The sequence below is a fragment of the Stappia sp. ES.058 genome, assembly GCF_900105595.1.
Classification (GTDB): Bacteria; Pseudomonadota; Alphaproteobacteria; order Rhizobiales; family Stappiaceae; genus Stappia.
In genome coordinates, this window is sequence record NZ_LT629784.1 from 2127568 (window position 1) to 2154154 (window position 26587).

Sequence of the window (26587 nt, forward strand, 5' to 3'; positions counted from 1 at the left end):
CCAGGAAACGCATCTCGCAAGGCATTTTCGCCAAATGCATCACGTGTCGGATGCAACCGGTCACGCAGGACCGATCAGTCAGCCTTGCGTTTGCCCTTCATTCCCAGCCATTCTTGTGCCTCGGCTTCCTTATCGGTGGAGAAAAACCGCATGTCGGCCTTTGTGAAAGGGGCGGACAGCGTCGTTCCCCACTTTTCGAGAGTGCGTTCGCCAACAACGGCGATCCGGCCGAAGTCGTTGAGGTGCTTTAGGTCGAATTTGAGCTCTCGCCACAATGCGCCCATTTCCCACCCCTTGAAGCCCTCAAGACGGACCAGCACCCGCAGTGACCCCTTCGACAGATCCAGGGCATGCTCCAGCTCGGGAACGGCGCTGTCGTAATCCTGAGCTGTCAACGTGCCAGACGCACGGATCACGATGATATCTTCATCGGTGAGGTGTTCGATCTCGATCATTGTCTTCTCCTCATTCGATCGTGCGCGCGCCGACAGCGTCAGGGCAGCCTCGCACGTATTCGGAAAGATCAGTGATCGGTTGGTGTTTCGCAACAAGGCAGTCCTTGCGACCGCGGGCCCCGCAGGACGACAAACCGCTGATCCGGTGCCCGGAAGCGGAGCTCGGGAAGCAGCGCCGCGAGCTCGACTTCATGAGGTCCGCGCCCGGAAGACAAGCCCCTGCGTGAACAGATAAAGACAAACGCGAACCCTGATTGTCAATCCGGATCGAGGGGAAGGTCTCGCTGTAAGACATGAGAGAGTTGAAGCCTTTGATTCAGGCCACCCCACTTTCGAAAAGGAGACCAAAACCTTACATTGGTTTGAGCGAAGGAGGTTCGAATTGAACAAACAGGTCTCGAAACAACCGCCACTTGATCCGTCGCGCGTCGATACCATAGAAAAATTCGGCGGCGAAATCATCGCTCTGGACCCTCTCGGGGCACAGGTCAGGGGTATCGACCTGTCCTGCGGGACCGCGCCACCGCCCGAGGTCGTCGACGCCCTCGAACACGAAATGGCCAGTCGCGGCTTCATCGTGTTCAAGAACGAGCATCCGCTGGAGCCGGATGATTTCCTGCGCGCCAGCTGTTGGTGGGGCGGCCGGGAATTGCACAGCACGCATGGTGTCCATCCGGCGACCCCCGGTGGCAATCATCACATCTTCCGCCTTTCGAACGACCGCCGTCACGGGATCCCGGGCGTGGGACCCCAGTGGCACAATGACGGCAGCTTCAACAGCGATACGTTTTCCCATTCGGGCTACCACATCATCCGTCCGGCCGAGAAAGGCGGAGGAACATATTTTGCCCATCAGGGAGCCGCATACGAGGCGCTCCCGGAGGAATTGAAGGAACGATGGAGCCGTCTTTCCTCGGTGAACTCCGCGTCAGGCGTCGTTCATCCAGTGGTGCACGAACACCCTGTCTCGAAAGCGAAATGCATCTGGCTGCATCTGGGAATGACCGGAGCGGTCATCGAGAAACGGCCCGATGAAGACGGGTTCCGCCTGTTGCAAGCGGACGAACTGGCGCAGCTCTGCCATGCCTACAACGATATTCTGAACGCAGGCCTGGAAAACGGATACGCCCTCGCCTATGAGTACCGGGAAAATGATTGCGTCTTTATCGACAATCTGGCGGTCGCCCACCGCGCGGCCCCCGAGGCGCATCTGCCTGTCGAGAAGCAGGGCTTGCGGATCATGCATCGCAGCACCGTGCGCGGCGTGCAGGACCTGGCGCCGGACTTCGGCTTGCCGCAGCACCTCAACATTCACGGCCCCAGCCCGTTCGGGGATGGCGTTTGGCAGGTCGGAGGAACCGGCTTTCGATGGGATGAGGGCGCGCGGCTGCAGAACTAGGGTCAGGACCCGGTATCCGGCTCTCTTTGAATGAATTTGGATTTCACGGTCCCCAGGTCCGAACAATGCGTCATGACCTCTTCAAGGTAGGGGTTCTGGGCGCGGCAGGCATCGTAGGCGGTGATATCGATGTCGGCGAACACAATGTCCGCAGCATCTCCGGATGCGCGTGCGAGAAACTGTCCGTCGGGCGCGGCGAGGCAGGACCGGCCCTGATAGGCGAACCGCGCATCGGCCCCGCAATGATTGGCATAGACGATGAAAAGCTGGTTCTCGAAGGCCCGCACCGGGATCACCGATCCGGCAATGAAAGCGCCGGCTTCGCTCTTTGGCAAGGCTGTGGGAACGAGCACGGCATCTGCGCCGCGCGCGGCAAGATCGCGGACCCGCTCGGGAAACTCGACGTCGAAACACACCAGCAGGCCGAACCGCACCCCTTCGAACGTGACGAGCGGGGGCTGCTGCTCCCCGCGCGCAAACAGCGCCTTCTCGTAGTCGCCATAAAGATGGATCTTGTAATAGGCGCTCACCTCTCCCTCCGACGTGACGAAGACGGCGGCGTTTCGAACCCGGCTGCCATCCTTCAACGCCAGGCCGGCGACCAGCGCGCAGCCGGTCGTGCTGGCAAGACGCGTCAAAAAGCGGATGTGATCCCCGTCGGGACCGCCCGCAAGAGAGGCGATATCCTCCCCCGCCCCGTAGCCGCTCACTGCAAGCTCCGGAAACACAATGACGCGGGCACCCTGGCTTGCCGCCTGCGCCGTCGCCTGTTCCATAACGGCCATGCGGCTTGTCGGACCGGTTTGGCTCGCATCCATCTGGACAAGGGCGATCTTCATGTCGTGTCGCCTTCGCTCCAGGCGCCGAGCAGTTTCGGCAGGTCGCCGAAGCGCGCAACAAGGCCGAACACGACCATGGCGACGAGCACGAAGACCACCGACACGGCCGCCATCGTCGGCGTATAGCCGTAACGAAGCGCGTTGAAGACCTTGATCGGAATCGTCTCCAGCGTGAAGCCGACCGTCATGTAGGCGACGATGTATTCGTTGAGCGACAGCACGAAAGCGAAGGCGAAGCCGGAGATCACATAGGGCCGGATCAGGGGAAAGATCACGGTCTTCACAAGCGTCCTGTCATCCGCGCCCATGGTCATGCCGGCCTCGATGATCTCGCGGTCGATGGTGGCAAAACCCAGCGTGATGGTGACGAGTGGCAGGCTGACGAAAAAGATGCCGTGGCTGATCACCACCGTCCATGGCTGGCCGTAAAACCCGGTGGTCGCCCAGAAACTCAACGCGCCCAGCGCGGTGATTACCGGCGGCAGGATGAACGGCGAAAAGCCGATCACCTCGACAAGGCGCGCCCAGGAGGCGACACGCCGCCACAAGAACCAGGCGAGCGGCAAGGCGATGGAGACGCTGATCGCGGCGGCAAGGCCGGCAACCATCACCGAATTGATCAGCGCCGAGCGCCACCCCTCATCGGCAAAGACGCTCACATACCAGTCTGCCGACAGTCCCTGCGGCGGAAAGGCCAGCGTCTTCTTGGCATTTAGCGCAACGCCCGCGATCACGATGATCGGCAGCGCGAGAAAGAGCGCCATCAGAACGAAGAAGCAGCGTGTCAAAGCCGTGTTCATTGCTCGCCAGCTCCTTTGCGTCCGGTGATCAGCACCGAAAGCCCGACCAGCGAAAGACTGGCGATCACGAGAAACACGGCCATGGCCGCGGCAAACGGCATGTTCGACTGGTAGATCGCCTGATCGGTCACCAGAACGGACAGCGTCCAGTGCTGCGGGCGGCCCAGGATCTGCGGCAGCAGATAGGCCCCGAGCGCAAAGATGAAGACGATGATGAAGGTTGCCAGCATCGTCTTGCGCATCGCCGGCAAGACGACATTCATAAAGGCGCGCGCAGGCGACGACCCAAGAGTGCGGGCAACCTCCATCAGCGCGGGATCGAGCCGCGAAAACGCCGGATAAAGCACCAGCACCGTATAGGGGAACGCCTGATAGACCAGACCGGTCAAAACCGCCCCGAAACTCGGCGTCCAGGCGGTCGGTTCATCCATAAGCCCCAACCAGACGAACAGATTGCTGAGACCCGCCGTGCGGCTCAGCAGCGTCGACCAGGAAAAGCCGATGATCACCTCCGACAGGGACAGGACCCCAAGCAGCGCAATCAGCCACATGACCTGATTGCCGCGCCTGAGACGGGTCAGGAGGTAGGTGAAGGGCACGCCGATGAGCAGGCAAACGGCGGAGACAAGCGCTGCAAGCCCGAGCGAAAAGGCCAGCACCTCCGCAAAAAAGGGCGTCAGAAACCGCGCGTAATTGGCGAAGGTAAAGGCCGGCTTGTAAAATCCGCCCGGCACCCGCGCAAACACCGAGACCGCCACCATGATCGCGAAGGGAACAACAAAGAACAGCCCGAGCATCAGCGTCGGATAGGCAATCGGCAGATAATCGGTCAGCTTTTGCGGCGGTGTGCGGCGCATCTCCTAAGCCTCCGCGCCATCAAACACAACACACGCCTCGGCCGGCATCGTCAGGAACACTGTCGCACCGACCCGGACGTCGGCGTTTGTGTTCGGAGCGGCATGAACGACGATGCGCTCACCGCCCGCATCGAGATGGATCTCGGTGATCGCGCCCATCTCGCGGACAAAAACGACCTCGGCCTTTATCGCCCCTTCCTGCGACGCGCTCACGAGAATGTCTTCCGGCCGGATCGAGATGAGTGCCCCTGCACCTGCGCGAATGTCGAGCCCGTCTATCCTGCCCCCGGCGAAGCGCGCGCCGCCCTCGGCCGCTTCCACCTGGATGAGATTGGCCTGACCCAGAAAATCCGCCACGAACGGCGTTGCCGGCCGGCGATAGGCCTCGATTGGCGCCGCCATCTGCTCGACCTTGCCGTTCGACATAACGACAATCTGATCGGACATGGTCATGGCCTCGCGCTGGTCGTGGGTCACAACGATGGTGGTGATCTCCAGCCTTTGCTGAAGCTGGCGCAACTCCACCTGCATCGCCTCGCGCAATTTCGCGTCGAGCGCCGAGAGCGGCTCATCGAGCAGGAACAGCTGGGGCGAAACGGCAAGGGCGCGAGCAATGGCGATGCGCTGACGCTGACCACCGGACAATTGCGTGATGGAGCGCTCTTCGACGCCGGGAAGCTGAACCATGTCCAGCAGCGCGCGCACACGCTCGCCGCAAGCCGCCTTGCTCTCCCCGCGAATGCGCAGCGGATAGGCTATGTTCTCGCCAACGCTGAGGTGTGGAAACAGGGCGAGCGACTGAAACACCATGCCGAGATTGCGCAAATGCGCGGGCGTATCGTTGAGGCGCTTGCCGTGAAGCAGGACGTCGCCGGATGTCGGATCCTCAAGTCCGGCGATCATGCGCAAAAGCGTGGTCTTGCCGCAGCCGGACGGCCCCAGGAGGCAGACGAAGCTGCCCTCATCCACTGTGAGCGAGACATTGTCGACGGCCGTTACCGAACCGAAGCGCTTCTGGATATCGATGAGTTGAAGGCCCGGCATTGTGTCTTCCAACTGTCAAATGGAGCCGGACCGGAGCACCACTGCCCCGGCCCGCAATTGCGGCCTCAACCGACGATCAGTTCCGTCCACTTCTGGTTCAACCAGTCGGACTTGGTGGTGTAGAGGTCGTAGCGCGGGATCACCGGCGCGATGTTGGAAGACACCGACGCGAATTCCGCGTCGCTCAGATCCAGCGCATCCCGCTTGAGCGTCGGCGCGGTGCCGACTTTCCGCGACATCAACGACTGCATCGACGGCTGGGTCATGAAGCTGATGAACTCATGCGCCTCATCGCCCTTCCCGGACGCGCGCGACAGTGCCCAGCAGCCGGAATCGAGAATGCCACCCTCTTTCGGAAAGGTTGAGCGGACGGGGAAGCCGTCGGCAGCGGCAAGGCCGGTCACGTCATGATAGTACTGGCCCATCGGGATCTCGCCGGACTTCAGTGCCTGTTCGAACTGCGCCTCGTCACGATACCACAGGCGGACATTCGGCTTCAGCTCCGCCAGCTTGTCCATCACCTCGAGGATGCCTTCGTCCGTGTCGAGAATGCCCGTCCCGTCAAAGAATGTCCTGGCGGTGACCTCCAGCAGGAACGAGTTGGACACGAGCGCAAGAAGACCGAGCTTGTCCTTGTTCGCCGGATCCCACAAATACGCCCAGCTTTCAGGCGCTTGCGGATAGACATCCGTGTTCGACACCAGCGTGATGTACCAGGCCACGGCCCCGACACCGGCAACGCGCCCGTCCGGGTATTCATTGACGAACTGGGGCAGCATCTTGTCGGCATCGGCGATCCTGGCGAGATCGATCGGCGCCCAAAGATCGGTCGACTGGCCTTTCAGCATGGCGACCTGCGACATCATGGAAAGGTCGGCGGGAGCCTGTCCCGCGCGCGCCGCCTGCTCCAGTTGAACCAGCCAGGCTTCGCCGGTCGGTTCTGCGATGGATTCCACAGCGATGCCACTCGCCTTGGTGAACTCGGGAAAGATGTGCTTGTCGAAGCTGTCTTTGAAATAGCCGCCATAAACGCCGACCTTGATCGAGCGGTCTTGCGCCCGAAGGACAGAGGGCATGGCGAGCGTGGCTGTGCCGGCCGCGGTTGCGGCCAGCAACGTCCGCCTTGAGAGTGTGAATTTCGTCTTGTCAGTCATCTGCAGTTCCCCTCAGTGAATGGACCGCCTGGACAACGGTCGTTCAGATACAAGCCGCCCGTTTTTTTGCCGGTGCTGGCTTGTCGCAAAAGGCTCAGGTGCCGCGCGTCACGGACGGGCTGAACACCATGAGCGACAGGATTTCAAACAGCATCTGCGCGCCCGCATGAGCGGTGTTGGTGGTTGCGTCGTATTGAGGCGCGACCTCCACCATATCGCCGCCAACCAGATTGATCCCCTTCAGCGCCCTCAGGATCTCCTGGGCTTCGCGGGTCGTCAGCCCACCGATTTCCGGAGTGCCTGTTCCCGGGGCGAATGCGGGGTCGATACTGTCGATGTCGAAAGACAGATACACCGGACCGTCACCGACTTTCTCGCGGGCCATCTCGGCGATGCGCGCACATCCCAAGGCGGAGATCTCCTCCGCATGGACGACCGCCATGCCGGATTCGCTCGAAAACTCCCACAAAAAGTCCGAGGAGCCGCGGATCCCGATCTGGATCGTGCGCTCGGGATCGAGCACGCCCTCCAGAACGGCCTGACGGAACGGCCCGCCATGGTGGAAGCGGCTGCCATCGAACGGCCCGGCGGTATCGCAATGGGCATCGATATGGATCATGCCGACCGGGCGCTCCCTGCCGAGCGCGCGCAGGATCGGCAGCGAGATCGAATGGTCGCCGCCAACCGACAGGGGCACGACACCGGCCTCGACGATTTTCGCCGTCGCAGCTTCGATGTCTTCATGCGACCGGTCGAGACTGAACCGGCTGCGGAACGGAATGTCGCCGATATCGGCGACGCGCAGATCGGAGCCCGGGGTGCATTCCAGCACGTGGTTGAACGGGCCGATCCGCTCGATCGTGCGCACGGCGCGCGGCCCGAACCGGCAGCCGTTGCGGTTGGTGATCCCGAGATCCATCGGCACCCCGACAATCGCAACATCAAGCGCGGAGAAATCCGGAGCCTGCCAGTCGGTCGGGCGGTAAGGCATATCGAGAAAGGTCGGGACCCCGGCATAGGGCGCCACCCGCGTTCCCGTCTGATCGAACAGTTTCTCCGCAACCGACTTGAACAGCGGCGTGTAGATGGCGCTTTCGTTGTCGCCGGAAAACCTGGCGCGCAGCGTATCCAGCTTTGCTTTATCCATGCCGTCTTTCTCTCTCGTTTGAAGGCCCCCTTTCGGCCTTGGCCGAATACAGTGCCAGACGCTCGCCGGCCCGGGCGATCTTCATCGTGCCGACGTTGGCGAAGGCGAACCGCAAATGCCTGTCCTGGCCCGGACCGAAATAGCTGCCCGGCAGCGCCAGCAGGCCGAACTCTCGCGCCAGACGTTCAGCGACATGCGTTGCCGAAACCCCGTCGAACGGATGCCGGACATACGCAAAATAGGCAGCGATCTGATCGAGCCGCCATCCGGGACTGCGCGCGAGTGCCGCGCGAAATGCAGAAAGCCGCTCGCCAAGGGCCGCATTCACGCCCGCTCGCCAGTCCGCCAGATGTTCAATTGCCCAGGGCAGAGCCATTTGCGCCGCCCGCGCCGGGCAAATCTGGACACAGTCCAGCACCTTGCCGATTTCCTCGATCACCGGCGCCGCTGCAGTCACCGCGCCCAGCCTGTGGCCGGGGATCGCATAGCTCTTGGAAAAACTGTAGAGGCTGATCACCGTGTCGCGCCAGTCGTCATCCTTGAACAGATCATGCGGCGGTGCAGCACCTGCGAGGAAATCGCGGTAGGTTTCATCGACGATCAGCCAAAGCCCCTTTTCACGGGCAAGCGCCTTGAATGTCGTCAGCGTTTCTGGCGGATAGACCGCGCCGGTCGGATTGTTGGGGGTCACCAGCACGATCGCCTTGACCCGAGCGTCGATCAGGGCGGCAGCCGCTGTCGCGTCCGGAACGAACCCCGCCTCGGCCGACAGCGGCAAGGGTCGCGCCTCGATCCCCAGCATGTCCAGCGTCATCTTGTGATTGAAATACCAGGGCGCGGGCAGAAGCACGGCGTCCCCGGCCTTGGCGACAGCGAGAATGGATACGAAAAACGCCTGATTGCAGCCCGCCGTGATCGCGACCTCGGCGGGAGCGATGTCCGCGCCGTAGAGACTGGCGCTGGCGTTCGCATGGGCTTGTCTCAACGGCGCATCGCCAAAGATGTCGCCATAGCGCGTGGCTTCCGCGCTTGCCGCGCTCGCTGCAATCCTGTCGAGGAAAGGCTGCGGCGGCGGGTCGCCGGGAACGGCCTGGCTCAAATTGATCGCGGGACCATGACGCCCGTCGTATTCGGACAGCCACCGTGCGGCCTCCGGAATTGGCGGGGTCGCCGTGTCGATCAGATGCTGGTTCAGATCCGGATGCGCCAACGCCTGCCCACTCCTCTCGCACACCGATTAAGCATGCCTGAAATTTCAACATACGAAATCCGATAGCTTGTAAAATAGAAATTTATCAATCACTACATTGATAAATTCAAATGTATCAGGTGTCCAATGCACCCGTCTGGAAGCGACCTTCGATTGCTGCAGGTTTTTGAGGCTGTCGTGCGCCACGGCGGGTTTTCGGCGGCCGAGGTCGAGCTCAATCTCAGCCAGTCGACGATTTCCAATCACATGGCCGCGCTTGAGGAGCGCCTTGGCATTGTCTTGTGCCGCCGGGGACGGCGCGGGTTCAAGCTCACGCAAGAGGGCCGCAGCGTGCACGAGGCGGCGACCCGCCTGAACGCGGCGCTGCAGGATTTTTCGGCCGACGTCGGTTCCGTGCAAGGCAAGATCAGCGGCGAGCTTCGGATCGGAGCGCTGGATTCGATTTCGGACGATCCCCAAAACCGTCTTCCCGAGGCGATCGCGGAGTTCGCTGAAATGGCGCCTGAGGTGAAGGTCGTGCTTGCCCAGGAACCGGCCCAGGATCTGCAACAGAAGGTGCGCGACGGCATCTACCACTGCGGGATCGGCGTTGACCTGTCTCCGGTCGACGGTCTCGATCACTTGCCGCTGCATGTCGAAACGCACAGCCTGTATTGCGGCCGTGCGCATCGGTACTTCGGCACGCCTGACTGCGATCTGATCCGCGACGAGGTGTTGGGACAGCCCTTTGTGCAACGCGGCTACTGGCGCAACGCGCAAGCGCGCCAAAACGCATTCCGCAATGTTGCCGCCACCGTGTTCCAGATCGAGCCGCAGCTGATGCTGATCCGCTCCGGACATTACCTGGGATTTTTGCCCGATCCCTATGCCGAACGCTGGGTCCGGTCCGGCGACGTGCGCCGGCTTGCGGTGGAAGGCTGGCAATACACCTCGCCTTTTTTCCTGATCACCGCACGGGACAAACGGAAATCACCCACCGTCACGGCCTTCATGAACGCCACCCGCAAAGCCTGGGGCATCGCGCCATAGCCGAATGGCGCATCGTTGCTGATGCGTGCAGAACAAATCGCATTTCAAGCAAGAGCAGCCGCGAGATCAAACAGGGTGCGGATCGCGATCTCTTCGACCGATTTTCACGCCGTTTCAAATGCATGCTTCTCGGCGCCGCTTGTGTGGGAGCACAGAGAAATCAATGATCTTCTCAGTAAGAGAGTGGAAAATGGTGGGCGGTGAGAGACTCGAACTCCCGACATCCTCGGTGTAAACGAGGCGCTCTACCAACTGAGCTAACCGCCCCGCAGCGGAGAACGGGGGCCTGAACGCCCGAACCGCGCGAGTGCCTCGCATGCACACAGTTGAGACGGTGCGCCGGAGGCAGAAGGACTATTAAGCCGGCCCGCCGGCAAATTCAACAAGCTCTTGCGGCTTGTCCCATTCCAATGAGCGCGAGGCCGCGCCCCGGCCCTGTCGCCGGCGACAAGGCGCCCCGGAACGCCGGAGCCGAACCGGAAGTCCAGAAGCCTCCTAAAACACCCAGACGCGCTCCAAAAGGCCCCAAGGCCATCCTCGGGCGCCTTCGGCCCATGAAAGGGCAACCCCCGGCCACCGCACGTCAACCCGGATGCCGAAAGACGCCCTTGAAGGACGCCGGTCGAAGCCGCTCGAAGACAGCGTAGGTCCACACGCGAAGCGGCCCCGCGGGCTTTCGCTCGCAGGGCCGTCACGCAAGTTCCGCGACGTCGCGTCCTCAGACGTTGACGGCGTCCTTGAGGCCCTTGCCGGCCTTGAACTTCGGCGTCTTGGACGCCGGAATCTGGATGGTCTCGCCCGTGCGCGGGTTGCGGCCTTCGGAGGCGGCGCGCTCGGACACCGAGAAATTGCCAAAGCCGATGATGCGGACTTCACCGCCGCTCTTCAGCGTGGTGGTGACGGCGTCGAGTGCGGCGTCGACCGCTTCGCCAGCCTGCGCCTTGGTGAGACCGGTCTTATCGGCAACAGCGGCGATCAGATCGTTTTTGTTCATGGCAGTCCCTTTCCTGGAAACAGCAGCCCGTCGATTCGTCACAGGCTTCGGCAGGGACACTCTTGCGATTTCCGGCACAAGGCAAGCCGAAAAGGGCAGAAATCCGCGATTTTGTCGCCTTTTTGTACGACAAAGGGGCCCCGACACGAGCCGGGACCCCTTTTTTGTGCATAACCCGTGGACTTAGTGCGCGACGGGCTTCGCCGCCTCACTGCCCAAACGCGCCGCTTCGCGCGCGGCATCCGCCGCCGCTTCGTCCCACTCGATGGCTTCCGGAATGCGTTCCAGCGCCGTCTTGAGCACATCCTCCATGCGGGACACGGGGATGATTTCAAGGCCGTTCTTGACGTTGTCAGGGATCTCCGCGAGGTCCTTGGCATTGTCTTCCGGAATCAACACGGTCGTGATGCCGCCGCGCAGCGCCGCCAGAAGCTTTTCCTTCAGGCCGCCGATGGGCAGGATGCGCCCGCGAAGGGTGATCTCGCCGGTCATCGCCACATGGCGACGTACCGGAATTCCCGTCATCACGGAAATCACGGCCGTGGCCATCGCGATACCGGCAGACGGACCATCCTTCGGCGTGGCGCCTTCGGGGACGTGGACGTGGATATCGCGCTTGTCGAACAACGGCGGCTCGATGCCGAAATCAACCGCCCGCGAGCGCACGTAGGAGGCGGCTGCGGAAATCGATTCCTTCATCACGTCTCGCAGGTTGCCGGTCACGGTCATCTTGCCCTTGCCCGGCATCATGGCGCCCTCGATGGTCAGCAACTCGCCGCCCACCTCGGTCCACGCCAGACCGGTGACGACACCGACCTGATCCTCAAGCTCGGCCTCGCCATAACGGAACCGCGGAACGCCCAGGAACTCCTCGACGCAGGCCTCGTCGACCGCGATGGTCGACTTCTCGCTCATCAGGATCTCCTTGACGGCCTTACGCGCCAGGGTCGCCAGCTCGCGCTCGAGATTACGCACGCCCGCCTCGCGGGTGTAGCGCCGGATCACCATGCGAAGTGCCGCGTCCTCGACCTCGAACTCGCCTTCGCGCAATCCATGATCCTTGATCGCCTTGGGCAGAAGGTGCCGGCGGGCGATTTCGATCTTTTCATCCTCGGTGTAACCGGCGATGCGGATGATCTCCATCCGGTCCATCAGCGGCGCGGGAATGTTCAGCGTATTGGCCGTGGTCACGAACATCACGTCCGAAAGATCGTACTCGACCTCCAGATAGTGATCCATGAAGGACGCGTTCTGTTCCGGATCCAGCACCTCCAGAAGCGCCGAGGAGGGATCGCCGCGGAAATCCATTCCCATCTTGTCGATCTCGTCGAACAGGAAGAGCGGGTTGGACTTCTTCGCCTTCTTCATCGACTGGATGACCTTGCCGGGCATCGACCCGATGTAGGTCCGCCGGTGACCGCGGATCTCTGCCTCGTCGCGCACGCCTCCCAGCGACATGCGAACGAACTCGCGGCCCGTCGACTTGGCAATGGACTTGCCGAGCGAGGTCTTGCCGACCCCCGGAGGCCCGACAAGACACAGGATCGGCCCCTTGAGCTTGTTGGCGCGCTTCTGAACGGCCAGATACTCCACGATCCGCTCCTTGACCTTCTCCAGGCCATAGTGATCGGAATCGAGCACCGACTGAGCGTGCTTCAGATCGTGCTTGACCTTGCCCTTCTTGCCCCAGGGAATTCCCAGGAGCCAGTCGAGGTAGTTGCGCACCACCGTCGCCTCGGCGGACATCGGGCTCATCTGCTTGAGCTTGCGCATCTCCGCAGTGGCCTTCTCGCGCGCCTCCTTCGACAGCTTCGTCTTGGTAATGCGCTCTTCCAGTTCGGCCACCTCGTCGCGGCCATCCTCGCCGTCGCCGAGTTCCTTCTGGATCGCCTTCATCTGCTCGTTGAGATAATACTCGCGCTGCGTCTTCTCCATCTGGCGCTTGACGCGCGAACGGATGCGCTTTTCCACCTGCAGGACGGAAATCTCGCTCTCCATCAGCCCAAGCACACGTTCCAGACGGTCGGAGACCGACGTGATGCCGAGGATTTCCTGCTTTTCCGGGATCTTGACCGCAAGGTGCGATGCGATCGTATCGGCCAGCTTGGAATATTCCTCGATCTGACCGACGGCACCCAGCACCTCCGGCGAGACCTTCTTGTTCAGTTTCACGTAGTTCTCGAACTCGGAGATCACCGAACGGGACAGCGCCTCGACCTCGATCGTGTCGCCCTCCTCCTCCGGCAGGGCCACCGCATGCGCCTCGAAGAGGTCGCTGCGGTCAGTGTACTCGGAAATTCGCGCACGCGCGCCACCCTCGACGAGCACCTTCACGGTGTTGTCGGGCAATTTGAGCAACTGAAGCACGGTAGCAAGCGTGCCGATCTCGTAGATATCGGAGGGCGACGGATCATCATCTGAGGCGTTCACCTGAGTGGCAAGCAGGATCTGCTTGTCAGCGGCCATCACCTCTTCCAGCGCACGAATGGACTTTTCGCGACCGACAAAAAGCGGCACGATCATGTGCGGGAAGACAACGATGTCGCGAAGGGGAAGCACCGGGTACAGCGTTCCCTCGCCCTCGGGCCGCGCATCGAACTCAGTCATTGGTTTTCCTTTCCTTGCGAACCCGCCGCCCCAAAAGGTTGCGGTCACGGACGGGCGCATTGCCGGCTGCGCTGTCGAACCTGCGGGGGGGTCCCCGCGATCCGATCCGGCCATCGACCGCCGCCCCTCATGGGCACGCCGGACGATGCCACGCCACCTGTTGCTTCATTAGGTGGAGTCCCCTTCGCGCGGTGTCAAGGCGCGCAGGCGTGTCGTCACGTTGCGTCGTAAACGAGAGTAAGCTCAAAGCCGGCTGATTCGCCGAAAAACCGCGCGCTCCCGGCAATCCATCGGTGGAAATCGTCCGATCCGACCGCCCGCCGGCCACCGAAGCCGGCAAACCGACCTGCCATTGCACTGCCGCAACGCTTCTCCATCCGGGCACGGTGCCGCGCCACATCAAAAGAGCCCCGGCGACATGCACCGGGGCTCATTGATACCTTCGAAATCGATCGGCAATCCGTCTGGCGCTCAGGCGCTGGAGACGGATTCTTCCTCGCGATCCTCATAGATGTAGAGCGGCCGCGCCTCGCCGGTCACCACCTCGGCGGAGATCACAACCTCCTTCACGCCCTTGAGGCCGGGAAGCTCGTACATCGTGTCGAGAAGGATCGTCTCGATGATCGAGCGCAGCCCGCGCGCACCGGTCTTGCGCTCGATCGCCTTGCGCGCGATCGCCTTGAGCGCTTCCTCGTGATAGGTCAGCTCGACGTTTTCCATGTCGAACAGGCGCTGATACTGCTTGACGAGCGCGTTCTTCGGCTCGGTCAGGATCTTGACCAGCGCTTCCTCGTCGAGATCGCCAAGCGTCGCGATCACCGGGAGACGGCCGACGAATTCGGGGATGAGACCGAACTTCAGCAGATCCTCCGGCTCGAGCTCGCCGAACAGCTCGCCCGTACGCCGATCCTCCGGCGCCTCGACATTGGCCTTGAAGCCGATCGAGGTCTTGCGGCCGCGTTCGGAGATGATCTTGTCGAGCCCGGCGAAGGCGCCGCCGCAGATGAACAGGATGTTGGTCGTGTCGACCTGAAGGAACTCCTGCTGCGGGTGCTTGCGACCGCCCTGCGGGGGAACCGAGGCAACCGTGCCTTCCATGATCTTCAGCAGGGCCTGCTGCACGCCCTCGCCCGAGACGTCGCGGGTGATCGAGGGGTTGTCGGCCTTGCGGCTGATCTTGTCGACCTCATCGATGTAGACGATGCCGCGCTGTGCGCGTTCGACGTTGTAGTCTGCCGACTGGAGCAGCTTGAGAATGATGTTTTCGACGTCCTCGCCGACATAGCCGGCTTCCGTGAGCGTCGTGGCATCGGCCATCGTGAAGGGCACATCGAGAATGCGCGCCAGCGTCTGGGCAAGCAGTGTCTTGCCGCAACCGGTGGGGCCGGCCAGCAGGATGTTCGACTTGGCAAGTTCGACATCATTGCTCTTGGACGCGTGATTGAGGCGCTTGTAGTGGTTGTGCACCGCGACCGACAGCACCTTCTTGGCAGGTCCCTGGCCGATCACATAGTCGTCGAGCACGGACCGAATTTCCTGCGGCGTGGGAATGCCGTCGCGCGACTTCACCAGCGAGGACTTGTTCTCCTCGCGAATGATGTCCATGCACAACTCGACGCATTCGTCGCAGATAAAAACGGTCGGGCCGGCGATCAACTTGCGCACTTCGTGCTGGCTCTTGCCGCAGAAGGAGCAATAAAGCGTGTTCTTCGAATCGCCGCCGCTGGCCTTGGTCATCAGGTAAACCCCGCGTGGTTCGGAAGATCCGGTGATCTTCCGGTCTGTCTTATAAAGGAAAACGCGCCCGCGCGTCTTCCTGTCCGGGCTTCGGGCCGTCGGCGAACCCGCAAACCTTCCCGAATGTCACCATGCTTCCACCTTAAAAATCAACATTCGTTTAAGGCAAACGCATGAACCCGGTTTTGCCCGACGCCCGGGCATCAATCCCGGGCGTCGGCTTCATTCCGGTTACTTGGACGCGTCGCCGCCCTCGCCAAGACTGGCGCGGTCGGTGATAACTTCATCGACGATACCGAACGACTTGGCCGTTTCGGCCGTCATGAAATTGTCGCGCTCGAGCGCGGACTCGACCGCGTCAAGCGACTGACCGGTGTGCTTCACGTAGATTTCGTTCAAACGCTGCTTCAGCTTCAGGATTTCCTGGGCGTGCAGCATGATGTCCGCCGCCTGCCCGCGGAAGCCGCCCGACGGCTGGTGCACCATGACCCGGGCGTTCGGCAGCGAAAAGCGCATGCCCTTCGCCCCGGCAGCAAGCAGCAGCGACCCCATCGAAGCGGCCTGGCCGATGCAAAGCGTCGATACGTCGGGGCGGATGAACTGCATCGTATCGTAAATGGCAAGGCCCGATGTCACGAGCCCGCCCGGCGAGTTGATGTAGAGCGATATCTCCTTGGACGGGTTTTCCGCCTCCAGGTAGAGGAGCTGGGCGCAAATCAGCGTTGCCAGATGGTCCTCGACCGGACCGGTCAGGAAAATGATCCGCTCCTTCAAAAGCCGCGAGTAGATATCGAACGCGCGTTCGCCCCGGTTCGTCTGCTCGACGACCATCGGGACAAGAGAGTTCACGGCGAAATCGATAGGATCCTTCATGCCTCGTCCATGCTTTGGCGGAGCGCCCCTGTCCGTCGGTTCCGGCACATGGATGGTGCCTTTCCTTCGAACCCCGTGGCCGGTGTGCGACGGGTGGTGCGCTCTCGGTCTCGGTCTGAGTCGAAAAAAGCGACACCCATTCATAAGGGATGTCGCCTTGTTCCGAAAGATAGGTGCTGATGAGACACCGGCAAGGGTTAAGAACGCCTTCCCCCGCCTTCTCCGGGTCCGCCCCGTCCCAGCCCAAGGGGCGGGCCGGAGCAGCCATGTCATGAAAGCCGCAAAACTCAGGCTGCGGCAGCGTCCTCGTCCTCGGCCATCAACTCGTCCTTGGTCACCGTCTTGTCGGTCACCTGGGCAAGCTCGAGGATGTAGTCGACCACCTTCTCTTCGTAGATCGGAGCCTGGATGCTGGCAAGGGCCTGCGGATTGCTTCGATAGTATTCGAAGACTTCCTTTTCCTGGCCGGGGAACTGACGAACACGCTCATAGAGGGCCTTCTGGACCTCGTCGTCGCTCACCTTGACCTCGTTCCGGTCACCGACCTCCGAGAGGACAAGGCCGAGACGCACGCGTCGCTCCGCGATCTTGCGGTACTCCGCGCGGCTCTCCTCTTCCGAAGCGCCCTCGTCCTCAAAGGTCTTGCCTTCCCGCTGCATGTCCGCCTCGACCTGGCGCCACACGCCGTCGAACTCGGACAGGACCAGCCGCTCGGGCAGGTCGAAGGTATAGATCTCGTCGAGCTTGTCGAGAAGCTGACGCTTGACCTTTTGACGGGTCATCGCGCCGTACTGGCTCTCGATCTGGCCGCGGATGATCTCCTTGAGCTTGTCCAGCCCCTCAAGGCCCAGCCCCTTGGCGAACTCGTCGTCGATCTTCACGTCGCCCGGCGCCTGAACTTCCTTGACGACGATGTCGAAGGACACAGGCTTGCCCGCGAGATGATTGGCCGGATAGTCCTCGGGGAAGCTGACCTCAATGGTCTTCTCGTCGCCGGCTTTCAGACCGACGAGTTGCTCCTCGAAGCCCGGGATAAACTGCTGCGAGCCGATCACAAGCTGGCCATTCTCGTCGGCACCGCCCTCGAAAGGCTCTCCGTCGAGCTTGCCGATGTAGCTCATCTGCACCCGATCACCGTCAGCCGCCGGGCCGTCCTTGGTGTCGAACGGCTTGTTGTTTTCCGCGATCTGGGTGATCTGCTCGTCGACTTCCGCCTCGTCGATCTCGACGATCGGACGCTCGAGCTCGATCGTCTTGAAGTCGATGATCTCGAATTCCGGCAGAATGTCGTAGCTCATCGTGTAGGCGATGTCGGACGATCCCGAGAGGATCGCTTCCGCATCGTCTTCCGGCAAATCGATTTCGGGCTGCAAAGCCGGCTTCTCATTGCGTTCCTCGACCGCCTTGCGGGTGGTCTCGGTGATCATTTCGTTAAGGATCTCGGCGGTGGCCTGACGGCCGTACATCCGCTTCATGTGGCCCATCGGCACCTTGCCCGGCCGGAAGCCGTTGATGCGGACCTTGCCCTTGAGATCTTCGAGATATGTATCGAGGCGGCTTGCAAGCTCAGACGCCGGAATGACGACTTTCAGTTCGCGTTTCAGCCCCTCGGCCAGCGTTTCGGTTACCTGCATGGTCGTGTGCTTCGTCCTTGATAGAGAACGTCTTTCCGACAGCTCGTTCGAAAATGTTGCCCTGTTTCGGGTTTGCTTCGGGTTCAGGCTCGACGTGGTGCGGGCGGAGGGACTTGAACCCCCACGGCTTGCGCCACCAGAACCTAAATCTGGCGTGTCTACCAGTTCCACCACGCCCGCGACGTGCAAAAGGCGCCTAAAACCGAGGCGCGGCCTCTATAGCACCCCGTTTGAGCGGGTCAAAGGAAAAACCGGGGCATCCGCCCGCCTTGCCACAGGCGATTTCAAGCCGTCCCTCCGGCCTCGTTTTCCCCGCACTGCAGCGCCAGTTCCGCGATCACCCCCCGAAGAGCCGGCTCAAGATCTTCCGCCGTCATCGCCACCCCGCAGGACTGCCCGGCGGCGCCATGGAGCCAGACCGCCATCGCCGCCGCCTCAAAGGCCGGCATTCCGCGGGCCAGCAAACCGGTCGCAACTCCAGCGAGAACGTCACCCGATCCCGCCGTTGCAAGCCAGGGCGGCGCATTGTCGTTGATCGCCGCCCGTCCGTCCGGCGCCGCGATCACCGTGTCCGCCCCCTTCAGGATGATCACGGCGCCACAGCGCGCTGCAGCCCTGCGCGCCCGTTCGACCTTGGACGGCACCTCCGCCGCGCCAGTGTCGGGAAACAGCCGGGCGAACTCCCCCTCGTGCGGGGTCAGAACGACACCGGCAGCCAGGTCGCCACGGCTCTTGATGCATGAAAACAGCGCCTGGGGCTCATCCGCGAAACTCGTCAGCGCATCCGCATCGAGCACCACTGCACGCTCGCCCGTCAGGCACACTTCGACCAGTGCCCGCGTCGACGCGCCGACGCCAACGCCGGGCCCGATCGCAACGGCATTGAAACGCGGATCGTCGAGGGTCCGGCGCAGCCCGTCCGCCCCCTTGAACGAGCGCACCATGACCGCCGTCAGTTGCATTGCATTCACAAGGGCGGCCGACGGGGGCGTCGCAACGCTCACCAACCCTGCCCCGACACGCAATGCCGCGCCCGCGGCAAGGCGCGCCGCGCCAGTGGACAGCGCCGGACCCGACACGACCACGGCATGACCGCGTGCATATTTGTGTCCATCCGGCTCCGGCGGGCGACAGAACCGCGCCCAAAGACCGGAGCCATTTCGCCAGGTTCGAACGCCAATTGTCTCCAGAACCGCCTCGCCGATGCCGATATCGACCACTTCGACGGGCCCGCAGGCCAATCGACCCGGCAGCAGCAGATGGCCGGGCTTTGCGCGGAAAAAGGTAATCGTGCGCGTCGCCTTGATCGCGCACCCCATCTCCTGCCCGCTCTCGCCGTTGATCCCCGACGGGAGATCCACGGCGAGCACGGGCAGGCCGCTTTCACCCACCTGCTCCACCAGTGTCTTTGCAAGCCCGACCAGTGGACGATCAAGCCCCGCTCCAAAAACCGCGTCCACGACAAGTCCGGCACCGGCCAGCGCCGTCGCCAGCGCGCCTTCGTCAAGCGTCCCGGCGGGCACGCCGCCTGCCTCCATGCGCTCCAGAGCAAGCATCGCATCGCCCGAAATCCGCTCGCGCGCGCCGAGCAGCAGCACGTCGACCCGATATCCCCTCTGGCGCAGGAAGCGTGCCGCAACAAACCCGTCGCCGCCGTTGTTGCCGGGACCGGCCAGCACAAGGATGGGCGACTCGTGGCGCACCATCCGGCAGGCGGTGTCGGCAACCGCACGACCTGCCGACGTCATTAGATCGATGCCGGCCACCCCGCCGTCGATGGTCAACCGGTCTGCAAGACCCATTTCGGCGGGCGTGAGAAGCTCCGTCACGCTGCCTCACCCGCCCCGCCGGCAAGCACGACCTCTTGCGGCTCCGACAGTTCGATGAGGTTTCCGTCCGGATCGCGGACATAGATAGAGCGAAGCGGCGACCACGCCCCGGTGCGCGACACCGGCCCCTCCTCGATCAGGACCTTCGCCAGTTCGAGCCGGGCAATGACGGCATCGAGCGCGTCCACGAGAAAGCAGAGATCCCCCGAACCGGGCGTCGGGCGATGTGCCGCAGGCGAAAACTCCGCACCGGCCTCATGCAGGTTGATTTTCTGGGCGCCAAACCGGAGCGCGCGGCGACCGCCGCCGAACACAACCTCTTCCATGCCGAGCACGCCGCAATAGAAGGCAACCGTCGCGTCGGGGTCGGTCACGGTCAACACGATATGGTCCAAGGCTGAAATACGCATGTCATTCTCCCGCCAGTCTGCAAGCCTGGGATCGCCCCTGCCGCACGGTCCCGCCAGGCAGGTGCGACCGGTTGCCGATCCGGGCGGTCAGTGTCGCTCCAAGCGCCGGTTGCACGCAACACAATGCAAGACTTCGACAAAGCCGACCTGACAGGTGTTGTGTGATTATTTTTTAAGCAAATTGCCTATTTATCGCACAAACAAGTTGGCCCACTGGCATGAAGCCTCTGGAATCCCGGCGTAAACTGCCCGAAATGCGGGCTGTTTTTTCCGCAGGCGAGATTGGCACGCTGCGTGCTAATCAGAGGGGAGCTCAGGCCCCTTGTGGCCGGCATTTCTCAACCGAGCGACGCGAAATGGCGGAGGCGATGAAGAAAATCGAGGCAATTATCAAGCCGTTCAAGCTTGATGAGGTCAAGGAGGCCCTCCAGGAGGTCGGCCTTCAAGGCATCACCGTGACCGAGGCCAAGGGCTTCGGGCGCCAGAAAGGCCATACCGAACTCTATCGCGGCGCCGAATACGTGGTGGACTTCCTGCCCAAGGTCAAAGTCGAGATCGTCCTGACCGACGATCTGGTAGACAAGGCCGTGGAAGCCATCCGCAACGCGGCACAGACCGGACGGATCGGTGACGGCAAGATCTTCGTCTCCACAATCGAGGAAGCCGTGCGCATCCGCACCGGCGAAACAGGCACCGACGCCATCTAGAGCGTCCGGGCCTTGACCTCCCTGCCGTCGGACGCGCTTCGGCGGCCTTTTCACCCAAACGGTTACTCAAGAACGACAGGGAAGCACTACATGACGAGCGCCACTGAAATTCTCAAGGAAATCAAGGAAAAGGACATCAAGTTCATTGACCTTCGCTTTTCCGATCCGCGCGGCAAGATGCAGCATGTGACCATGGACGCCGGCCTTGTCGACGAGGACATGTTCGCCGAAGGTGTGGCGTTCGACGGCTCGTCCATTGCCGGCTGGAAAGCCATCAACGAGTCCGACATGATGCTGATTCTCGATCCCGAGACGGCGCATGTCGATCCGTTCTTCGCGCAGTCCACGATGGCGATCATCTGTGATGTCGTCGACCCGATTTCCGGCGAGGCTTACAACCGCGACCCGCGCACGACGGCCAAGAAGGCCGAGGCCTACATGAAGTCGCTCGGCGTCGGCGACACCGTCTACGTCGGCCCGGAAGCCGAATTCTTCATCTTCGACGACGTTCGCTTCTCCACCGATCCGTATGACACCGGCTTCCAGATCGACAGCACCGAACTGCCGTCGAACATGGGCTCCGACTATGACACCGGCAACATGGGTCACCGTCCGCGCACCAAGGGCGGCTACTTCCCGGTCCCGCCGATCGACAGCTGCCAGGACATCCGTTCCGAGATGCTGACGGTTCTCACCGAGATGGGCGTCACCGTCGAGAAGCACCACCACGAGGTGGCCGCGGCCCAGCACGAACTCGGCATCATGTTCGACACGCTGACGCGCAACGCCGACAAGATGCAGATCTACAAGTATGTCGTGCATCAGGTCGCCCACGCCTATGGCAAGACGGCCACCTTCATGCCCAAGCCCGTCTTCGGCGACAACGGCACCGGCATGCACGTGCACCAGTCGATCTGGAAGGACGGCGCGCCGGCCTTCGCCGGCAACCAGTACGCGGATCTTTCCGAGACCTGCCTCTACTACATCGGCGGCATCCTGAAGCACGCCAAGGCGCTGAACGCCTTCACCAACCCGTCGACCAACTCCTACAAGCGTCTGGTGCCGGGCTACGAGGCGCCGGTCCTGCTGGCCTATTCGTCGCGCAACCGCTCGGCGTCCTGCCGCATTCCGTTCTCCTCCTCACCGAAGGCAAAGCGCGTCGAGGTGCGTTTCCCGGATCCGTCCGCGAACCCGTACCTTTGCTTCGCGGCGCTGCTGATGGCCGGCCTCGACGGCGTCAAGAACAAGATCCATCCCGGCGATGCGATGGACAAGAACCTTTACGATCTGCCGCCGGAAGAGCTGAAGGACATCCCGACTGTCTCCGCCTCGCTGCGCGAAGCGCTCGAGTCGCTCGATGCCGACCGCGACTTCCTGAAGGCCGGCGGCGTCATGGACGACGACCAGATCGATGCCTACATCGAACTGAAGATGGAAGAAAACATGCGCTACGAAATGACCCCGCATCCGGTCGAATACGACCTGTACTACTCCGTCTAAGTGTCGTCCCCGCCCCTAGCGGGCGAACCGGAACGAACAAACCCCCGGCGGTCACCCGCCGGGGGTTTTTTGTAGCGCACGCGCTATCGAATACCGATCAGACGATTTTGCAACGCTCTCGCAAAACCCTAAAAAATCATTAATGCAATAGTTTCAAGGTGCTTAGCAGTCTTTCTACGACCGAAAATTGCCTCCCCCCGACTTCAAAGTCAATAGAACCGAAGTCGGATAGACAATTTCAAAAATACCAATAATAATAGGACAGTGTAAGGCTAGATGTTGGAGGGTCGATATGCAACTCCCTACAACCGAAAGTAAATTTTTAAAAATTACATACGCCGTCGCTTTGACTGCGGCCTTGGCTATTTCAACAGTACAAACTGCAGAAGCCGGATCCAAAGCGCATCTTCTCCGCGAACTTCTTGGAAAAGTGGCGAGTACCATTATTCTTACCGCCGTATCCACGGCATTGGCAGTCGAAGTTGCCGAGCGATACTCCGTTCAACGAAAATTTGTGAACAAGCGGTGGTTTTCACCCAAATATCCGGTTCGCGGCCTCACCTATGACGAAAGGGTCATTTGGGTATCTGCCGGAGTCTACAAGATCTATGCGAAGGGTGAAAACAAAGAGGGGCGGGATTTCGTCGTCATCGAAACCGAAACCGATCTGGTGATCGTCTTTATCAGCTGATGGAGGTAGGTGTGAAAAAGCTCGCTCTCGTGATTATGACTTTAGTTGCGCTCACCTTGCCCGCCACCGTTCATGCCGACGCGAGTCCATCCGTGCCTGTTGCAGCATCGCGTCTCGCATCGAATGGCATGAAAAAAGTCGCGCTTCCCCTCACTCTGATCTTCCTCTCGACAGATGCCTATGCTGCATACAATGGGCACTGCAAGCGGCACACCATCGAAAAGGAAAGGGTGCTATGTGCTGGCGGCACCTTTGTCGAAACGCAAGCCAACGACCTCGGAGAAGTGATCGATGACGCGAGGTTCATCGGCAAACACGTGATCGTTCCAAAGGCGAAACAATTCTGGGCAGAGCACGGCGACGACATAAAGAATGGCGCGGAAAATGCCGGGGACACGCTCTTGCAAGGCTTCGCGGCAGGGATCAATTGGCTCGCGAACGAAGATCTTCCGCAACGTTAATGTTGATCGCATGATCCAAAGTGCCGATTCCGCCTAGATCTCCCGAGGCGCAGAAGCGACCGGCCAGCCGGACCGCTTCCGACACGAAACGAGAAACCCCGGCGGTCTCCCGCCGGGAGTTTTGTCTTTGTCGAAGCCATTTGCCGCGCCAACGGTTTCAAACCAGCGCGATCACACGGCTGGGGCCGCCGGTTGCGCCCTTGATCTTCGGCGCGCCGACGACCAGCGTCGCGCCGGTCGCGGGCACCTCGTCGAGGCCGGCGAGGCATTCGATCCCCCAGCGCTCCGTCGGCAGCCAGGCGTAATGCGTGTCGAAGGTCTTGGACGCGCCGAAGTCGAGCGACAGCGTGTCGACGGCCATGCCGACCACACCCTTTTCCATCATGTACATCGCCGCATCCTTGGAAAAGCCGGGGAAATGCATGGTGCCGTCGGCGTCGGCGTTGCGGAACTTGTCCGTGGCGACATGCGCGGCCCAGCCCGAGTTCATCGCGACACAACCGCCCTCCGGCAACGGCCCATGAGCCTCCTCATGGGCCTTCAGATCCTCGACCGTCACCTGATAATCCGGATCGGCGGCGGCCTTTTCCCGAACGTCGACGACGGCGAGCGGCACCACAAGCTGGTCGACCGCGATCTCGTCCGAGGTCTTGCCGTCGGCGGAAAAGTGGATCGGCGCATCGAGATGGGTGCCCGTGTGCTCGACGAGATGCCACTTGTACATGTTGAACCCGTCCGTCTCGAAGGACGTCATACGCTCCATCTCGAGCCCCGGCTGACCGAAATAGGTCGGAAAATCCTCCATCAGGTCGTGGGTGAGGTCGACAACCTTCGAAAAGCTCATCGGCTGCGCCTGCGCGGCGCGCGGTGGCGGAAAGGCAGTGAAGGCGGCGGCTCCGGCCGCAACGCCGGCCACGCCTTTCAGCAGGCCACGCCGGCTCAAGCGCCGCGCGACGGTTTCCTGACATCCTGGAACACACATGCTGCTCTCTCCTCTGGTTTGTCGTTCGCCCTCATCCTAGGCTGCGAAAGAGCGAAGACACAATCGCAAGGGGCCGTATCGATGACACGCGCACTGTCTTCCCCCCTTGCACCTTGACGCATTTGCCGCCATTGATCCGCCCATGTTGAAGATCACCGACCTCACCTATCGCATCGCCGGGCGCACGCTCCTCGAAAACGCCAGCGTCACGCTGCCCGCAGGCTCAAAAGCCGGCTTCGTCGGCCGCAACGGCGCGGGAAAGTCGACGCTGTTCCGCCTGATCACGGGAGACACGGCGCCGGAAAGCGGCGAGATCCAGATGCCGAAGGGCCTGCGCATCGGTCAGGTCGCCCAGGAGGCGCCGGGCACCGAACAGTCGCTGATGGAGGTGGTGCTGGCCGCCGATACGGAGCGCGCCGCGCTTCTGGAGGAAGCCGACACAGCGAGCGACCCGCACCGCATCGCGGACATCCACATGCGCCTTGCCGACATCGACGCCCATACGGCGGAAGCGCGCGCGGCCCGCATCCTCTCCGGTCTCGGTTTCGATTCTGCCGCACAGGCGCGGCCCTGCTCCGCCTTTTCCGGCGGCTGGCGGATGCGCGTGGCGCTTGCCGCGGTGTTGTTTTCCGAGCCCGATCTGCTGCTTCTCGACGAGCCGACCAACTATCTCGATCTGGAAGGCACCATGTGGCTGGAAAGCTATGTGGCGCGTTACCCGCATCAGGTGCTCCTGATCAGCCACGACCGCGACCTGTTGAACAAGGCGGTCGATTCGATCGTGCATCTCGACCAGCTCGGCCTGACCTTCTACCGGGGCGGCTTCGACAGTTTCGACCGCCAGCGTCGCGAAACCATGATGCTTCAGGAAAAGAGCCGCGAGAAGCAGGAAGCCCAGCGCAAGCACATGCAGGCCTTCGTCGACCGGTTCCGCGCCAAGGCGAGCAAGGCGCGTCAGGCGCAGTCGCGGCTGAAGATGCTGGAGAAGATGGAGCCGATCGCCGGCCTGCGCGGCGCGGAGGCGCTGCCGATCTCGTTCCCCGCACCGGTGGGCAGCCTCGCGCCGCCGATCATCCGCCTCGACAACGTTTCTGCCGGATATGGCGACACAACCGTCTTGTCTCATCTCGCGCTCAACATCGACAACGACGACCGCATCGCCCTGCTCGGCGCGAACGGCAACGGCAAGTCGACGTTTGCCAAGCTTATCGCCGGCCGGTTGAAGGAGCAATCGGGCACCATCACCCGTGCCAAGAAGATGAATGTCGCCTTCTTCGCCCAGCATCAGCTCGACGACCTCATACCCGCCGACAGCCCCGTCGCCCATGTGCGCAAGCTGATGCCGGACGCCGCCGAATCGAAGGTCCGCTCGCGCGTCAACCGCTTCGGCCTGCCGACGAGCCGCATGGACACGCCCGCTCAGGACCTCTCGGGCGGCGAGAAGGCCCGGCTGCTGCTTGGCCTGGCGACCTTCGAAGGGCCGCACCTGCTGATCCTGGACGAGCCGACCAACCACCTCGACATCGAAAGCCGCGAAGCGCTGATCCAGGCGGTCAACGAATACGAGGGCGCGGTGATCCTCATCTCGCACGACCGTCATCTGGTGGAAGCCTGTGCCGACCGGCTCTGGCTGGTCGCTGACGGAGGTGTATCGAGCTTTGAAGGCGACATGGAGGACTACCGCCGGCTGATTCTGCAAAAGGATCGGCCGAACAAGAACGGCAAGGGAGGAAAGGCGAAACAAGCGGAAGCGGACAAGGCCGCCGCAGCCGAAGCCGCAAAACCCGAAGAGCCGGAAGACCCGCGCAGCGCCCAGGAGCGACGCAAGGATGCGGCCGAGCAACGCTCCAGACTTGCGCCCTTGCGCAAGGAAATCAGGGCTGCGGAAGCGGAGGTCGCACGGATCCAGGCAAAAATGGAAAAACTCGACGCGGCGCTGGCCGATCCCGATTTTTTCATGAAGGACGCGGAGCGGGCATCGAAATTCGTCAAGGAACGCGCGTTCCTGGAGAAGAAACTCGCAAAAACCGAGCAGTCCTGGCTCGAACTTTCCAGCGAGTACGAGGGCGTGACGGCGGAAAGCTGACGTGCGCGGAGACCGATCCGGAGGTGCTGGACCGGCCAAGGACGTGCTGGGCGTCGGCGAGACCGACGGACGCGTCGATCGGGTTCGCGCCGTCCGCGAAGCCAAGGCCGGCACCAACGGCTGAACGCGGCACACGCGCGTC

24 protein-coding genes and 2 tRNA genes are annotated in these 26587 nt (G+C 62.1%); 8 read left to right on the forward strand and 18 right to left on the reverse strand.

Annotated features, from left to right (window positions below; genetic code table 11):
* Positions 1-74: 74 nt before the first annotated feature.
* The gene (locus BLU32_RS09800) at positions 75-455 is read right to left on the reverse strand and encodes an STAS/SEC14 domain-containing protein (RefSeq protein ID WP_157727609.1); all 381 of its coding nucleotides are present in this window, start codon (positions 453-455) and stop codon (positions 75-77) included.
* 382 nt (positions 456-837) lie between these two features.
* Here BLU32_RS09800 and BLU32_RS09805 point away from each other — a divergent pair, with 382 nt between their 5' ends.
* A complete protein-coding gene (locus BLU32_RS09805) occupies positions 838-1854 on the forward strand; it encodes a TauD/TfdA family dioxygenase (protein WP_093806566.1) in 1017 nt (338 codons plus the stop codon).
* Between the two features lie 2 nt (positions 1855-1856).
* Here BLU32_RS09805 and BLU32_RS09810 read toward each other — a convergent pair whose 3' ends face one another.
* From BLU32_RS09810 to BLU32_RS09840, 7 genes are all read right to left on the reverse strand, one after another.
* Positions 1857-2693, reverse strand: a complete 837-nt coding sequence (locus tag BLU32_RS09810) for a carbon-nitrogen hydrolase family protein (RefSeq protein WP_093806568.1) — start codon at positions 2691-2693, stop codon at positions 1857-1859.
* The gene (locus BLU32_RS09815; protein WP_093806570.1) at positions 2690-3493 is read right to left on the reverse strand and encodes an ABC transporter permease; all 804 of its coding nucleotides are present in this window, start codon (positions 3491-3493) and stop codon (positions 2690-2692) included. Before BLU32_RS09815 ends, BLU32_RS09810 begins: the two co-directional genes overlap by 4 nt.
* Entirely contained in the window at positions 3490-4350 is an 861-nt protein-coding gene (locus BLU32_RS09820) for an ABC transporter permease (protein ID WP_093806572.1), read from the reverse strand. The genes BLU32_RS09815 and BLU32_RS09820 overlap by 4 nt, the downstream gene beginning before the upstream one ends.
* A 3-nt stretch (positions 4351-4353) precedes the next feature.
* Positions 4354-5394 carry an ABC transporter ATP-binding protein gene (locus BLU32_RS09825; RefSeq protein WP_093806574.1) on the reverse strand — a complete coding sequence of 347 codons (1041 nt, stop codon included), beginning with the start codon at positions 5392-5394 and terminating at the stop codon, positions 4354-4356.
* Positions 5395-5459: 65 nt separating this feature from the next.
* Positions 5460-6548, reverse strand: a complete 1089-nt coding sequence (locus BLU32_RS09830) for an extracellular solute-binding protein (RefSeq protein ID WP_093806576.1) — start codon at positions 6546-6548, stop codon at positions 5460-5462.
* Positions 6549-6642: 94 nt separating this feature from the next.
* On the reverse strand, positions 6643-7695 hold the full coding sequence (gene speB / locus BLU32_RS09835; protein WP_093806578.1) for an agmatinase: 1053 nt from the start codon (positions 7693-7695) through the stop codon (positions 6643-6645).
* On the reverse strand, positions 7688-8905 hold the full coding sequence (locus BLU32_RS09840) for an aminotransferase (RefSeq protein ID WP_197673732.1): 1218 nt from the start codon (positions 8903-8905) through the stop codon (positions 7688-7690). Before BLU32_RS09840 ends, speB begins: the two co-directional genes overlap by 8 nt.
* A 153-nt stretch (positions 8906-9058) precedes the next feature.
* Between BLU32_RS09840 and BLU32_RS09845 the strand changes: the two genes are divergently transcribed.
* Entirely contained in the window at positions 9059-9934 is an 876-nt protein-coding gene (locus BLU32_RS09845) for a LysR family transcriptional regulator (protein WP_208977010.1), read from the forward strand.
* Between the two features lie 191 nt (positions 9935-10125).
* Here the strand turns inward: BLU32_RS09845 and BLU32_RS09850 are convergent.
* The 9 genes from BLU32_RS09850 to BLU32_RS09890 all read right to left on the reverse strand — a co-directional run bounded on the left by BLU32_RS09850 (position 10126) and on the right by BLU32_RS09890 (position 20018).
* A tRNA-Val gene (locus BLU32_RS09850) sits at positions 10126-10201 on the reverse strand.
* Positions 10202-10652: 451 nt separating this feature from the next.
* The gene (locus BLU32_RS09855; RefSeq protein ID WP_093806582.1) at positions 10653-10928 is read right to left on the reverse strand and encodes an HU family DNA-binding protein; all 276 of its coding nucleotides are present in this window, start codon (positions 10926-10928) and stop codon (positions 10653-10655) included.
* Positions 10929-11111: 183 nt separating this feature from the next.
* Positions 11112-13535, reverse strand: a complete 2424-nt coding sequence (lon, locus tag BLU32_RS09860) for an endopeptidase La (RefSeq protein ID WP_093806584.1) — start codon at positions 13533-13535, stop codon at positions 11112-11114.
* Positions 13536-14006: 471 nt separating this feature from the next.
* Positions 14007-15272, reverse strand: a complete 1266-nt coding sequence (clpX, locus tag BLU32_RS09865; protein WP_093806586.1) for an ATP-dependent Clp protease ATP-binding subunit ClpX — start codon at positions 15270-15272, stop codon at positions 14007-14009.
* 231 nt (positions 15273-15503) lie between these two features.
* Positions 15504-16145 (reverse strand): ATP-dependent Clp endopeptidase proteolytic subunit ClpP, encoded by a 642-nt coding sequence (clpP, locus tag BLU32_RS09870; RefSeq protein WP_093806588.1) that lies wholly within the window; start codon positions 16143-16145, stop codon positions 15504-15506.
* Positions 16146-16432: 287 nt separating this feature from the next.
* Positions 16433-17779 (reverse strand): trigger factor, encoded by a 1347-nt coding sequence (tig, locus tag BLU32_RS09875; RefSeq protein WP_093806590.1) that lies wholly within the window; start codon positions 17777-17779, stop codon positions 16433-16435.
* 95 nt (positions 17780-17874) lie between these two features.
* Positions 17875-17959, reverse strand: a tRNA-Leu gene (locus tag BLU32_RS09880).
* 104 nt (positions 17960-18063) lie between these two features.
* Positions 18064-19608: an NAD(P)H-hydrate dehydratase gene (locus tag BLU32_RS09885; protein ID WP_305849822.1), complete on the reverse strand. Its 1545-nt coding sequence runs from the start codon at positions 19606-19608 to the stop codon at positions 18064-18066.
* Complete coding sequence (locus BLU32_RS09890; RefSeq protein WP_093806592.1) at positions 19605-20018, reverse strand: VOC family protein; 414 nt, start codon at positions 20016-20018, stop codon at positions 19605-19607. The genes BLU32_RS09885 and BLU32_RS09890 overlap by 4 nt, the downstream gene beginning before the upstream one ends.
* 368 nt (positions 20019-20386) lie before the next feature.
* On the opposite strand from BLU32_RS09890, the gene BLU32_RS09895 reads away from it, so the two are divergent.
* The 4 genes from BLU32_RS09895 to BLU32_RS09905 all read left to right on the forward strand — a co-directional run bounded on the left by BLU32_RS09895 (position 20387) and on the right by BLU32_RS09905 (position 23377).
* Complete coding sequence (locus BLU32_RS09895; RefSeq protein WP_067218098.1) at positions 20387-20725, forward strand: P-II family nitrogen regulator; 339 nt, start codon at positions 20387-20389, stop codon at positions 20723-20725.
* A 90-nt stretch (positions 20726-20815) separates the two neighbouring features.
* Entirely contained in the window at positions 20816-22225 is a 1410-nt protein-coding gene (gene glnA, locus BLU32_RS09900; RefSeq protein WP_093806594.1) for a type I glutamate--ammonia ligase, read from the forward strand.
* Positions 22226-22517: 292 nt separating this feature from the next.
* A complete protein-coding gene (locus tag BLU32_RS21785; protein WP_157727610.1) occupies positions 22518-22916 on the forward strand; it encodes a hypothetical protein in 399 nt (132 codons plus the stop codon).
* An 11-nt stretch (positions 22917-22927) separates the two neighbouring features.
* Positions 22928-23377 carry a hypothetical protein gene (locus BLU32_RS09905; RefSeq protein WP_157727611.1) on the forward strand — a complete coding sequence of 150 codons (450 nt, stop codon included), beginning with the start codon at positions 22928-22930 and terminating at the stop codon, positions 23375-23377.
* Between the two features lie 157 nt (positions 23378-23534).
* Here BLU32_RS09905 and BLU32_RS09910 read toward each other — a convergent pair whose 3' ends face one another.
* Positions 23535-24359, reverse strand: a complete 825-nt coding sequence (locus BLU32_RS09910; protein ID WP_093806598.1) for a cyclase family protein — start codon at positions 24357-24359, stop codon at positions 23535-23537.
* A gap of 142 nt (positions 24360-24501) precedes the next feature.
* Here BLU32_RS09910 and BLU32_RS09915 point away from each other — a divergent pair, with 142 nt between their 5' ends.
* Positions 24502-26445 carry an ABC-F family ATP-binding cassette domain-containing protein gene (locus BLU32_RS09915; RefSeq protein WP_093810841.1) on the forward strand — a complete coding sequence of 648 codons (1944 nt, stop codon included), beginning with the start codon at positions 24502-24504 and terminating at the stop codon, positions 26443-26445.
* A 1-nt stretch (position 26446) separates the two neighbouring features.
* Positions 26447-26569: a hypothetical protein gene (locus BLU32_RS22445; protein ID WP_256371434.1), complete on the forward strand. Its 123-nt coding sequence runs from the start codon at positions 26447-26449 to the stop codon at positions 26567-26569.
* The last annotated feature ends 18 nt before the right edge of the window (positions 26570-26587 follow it).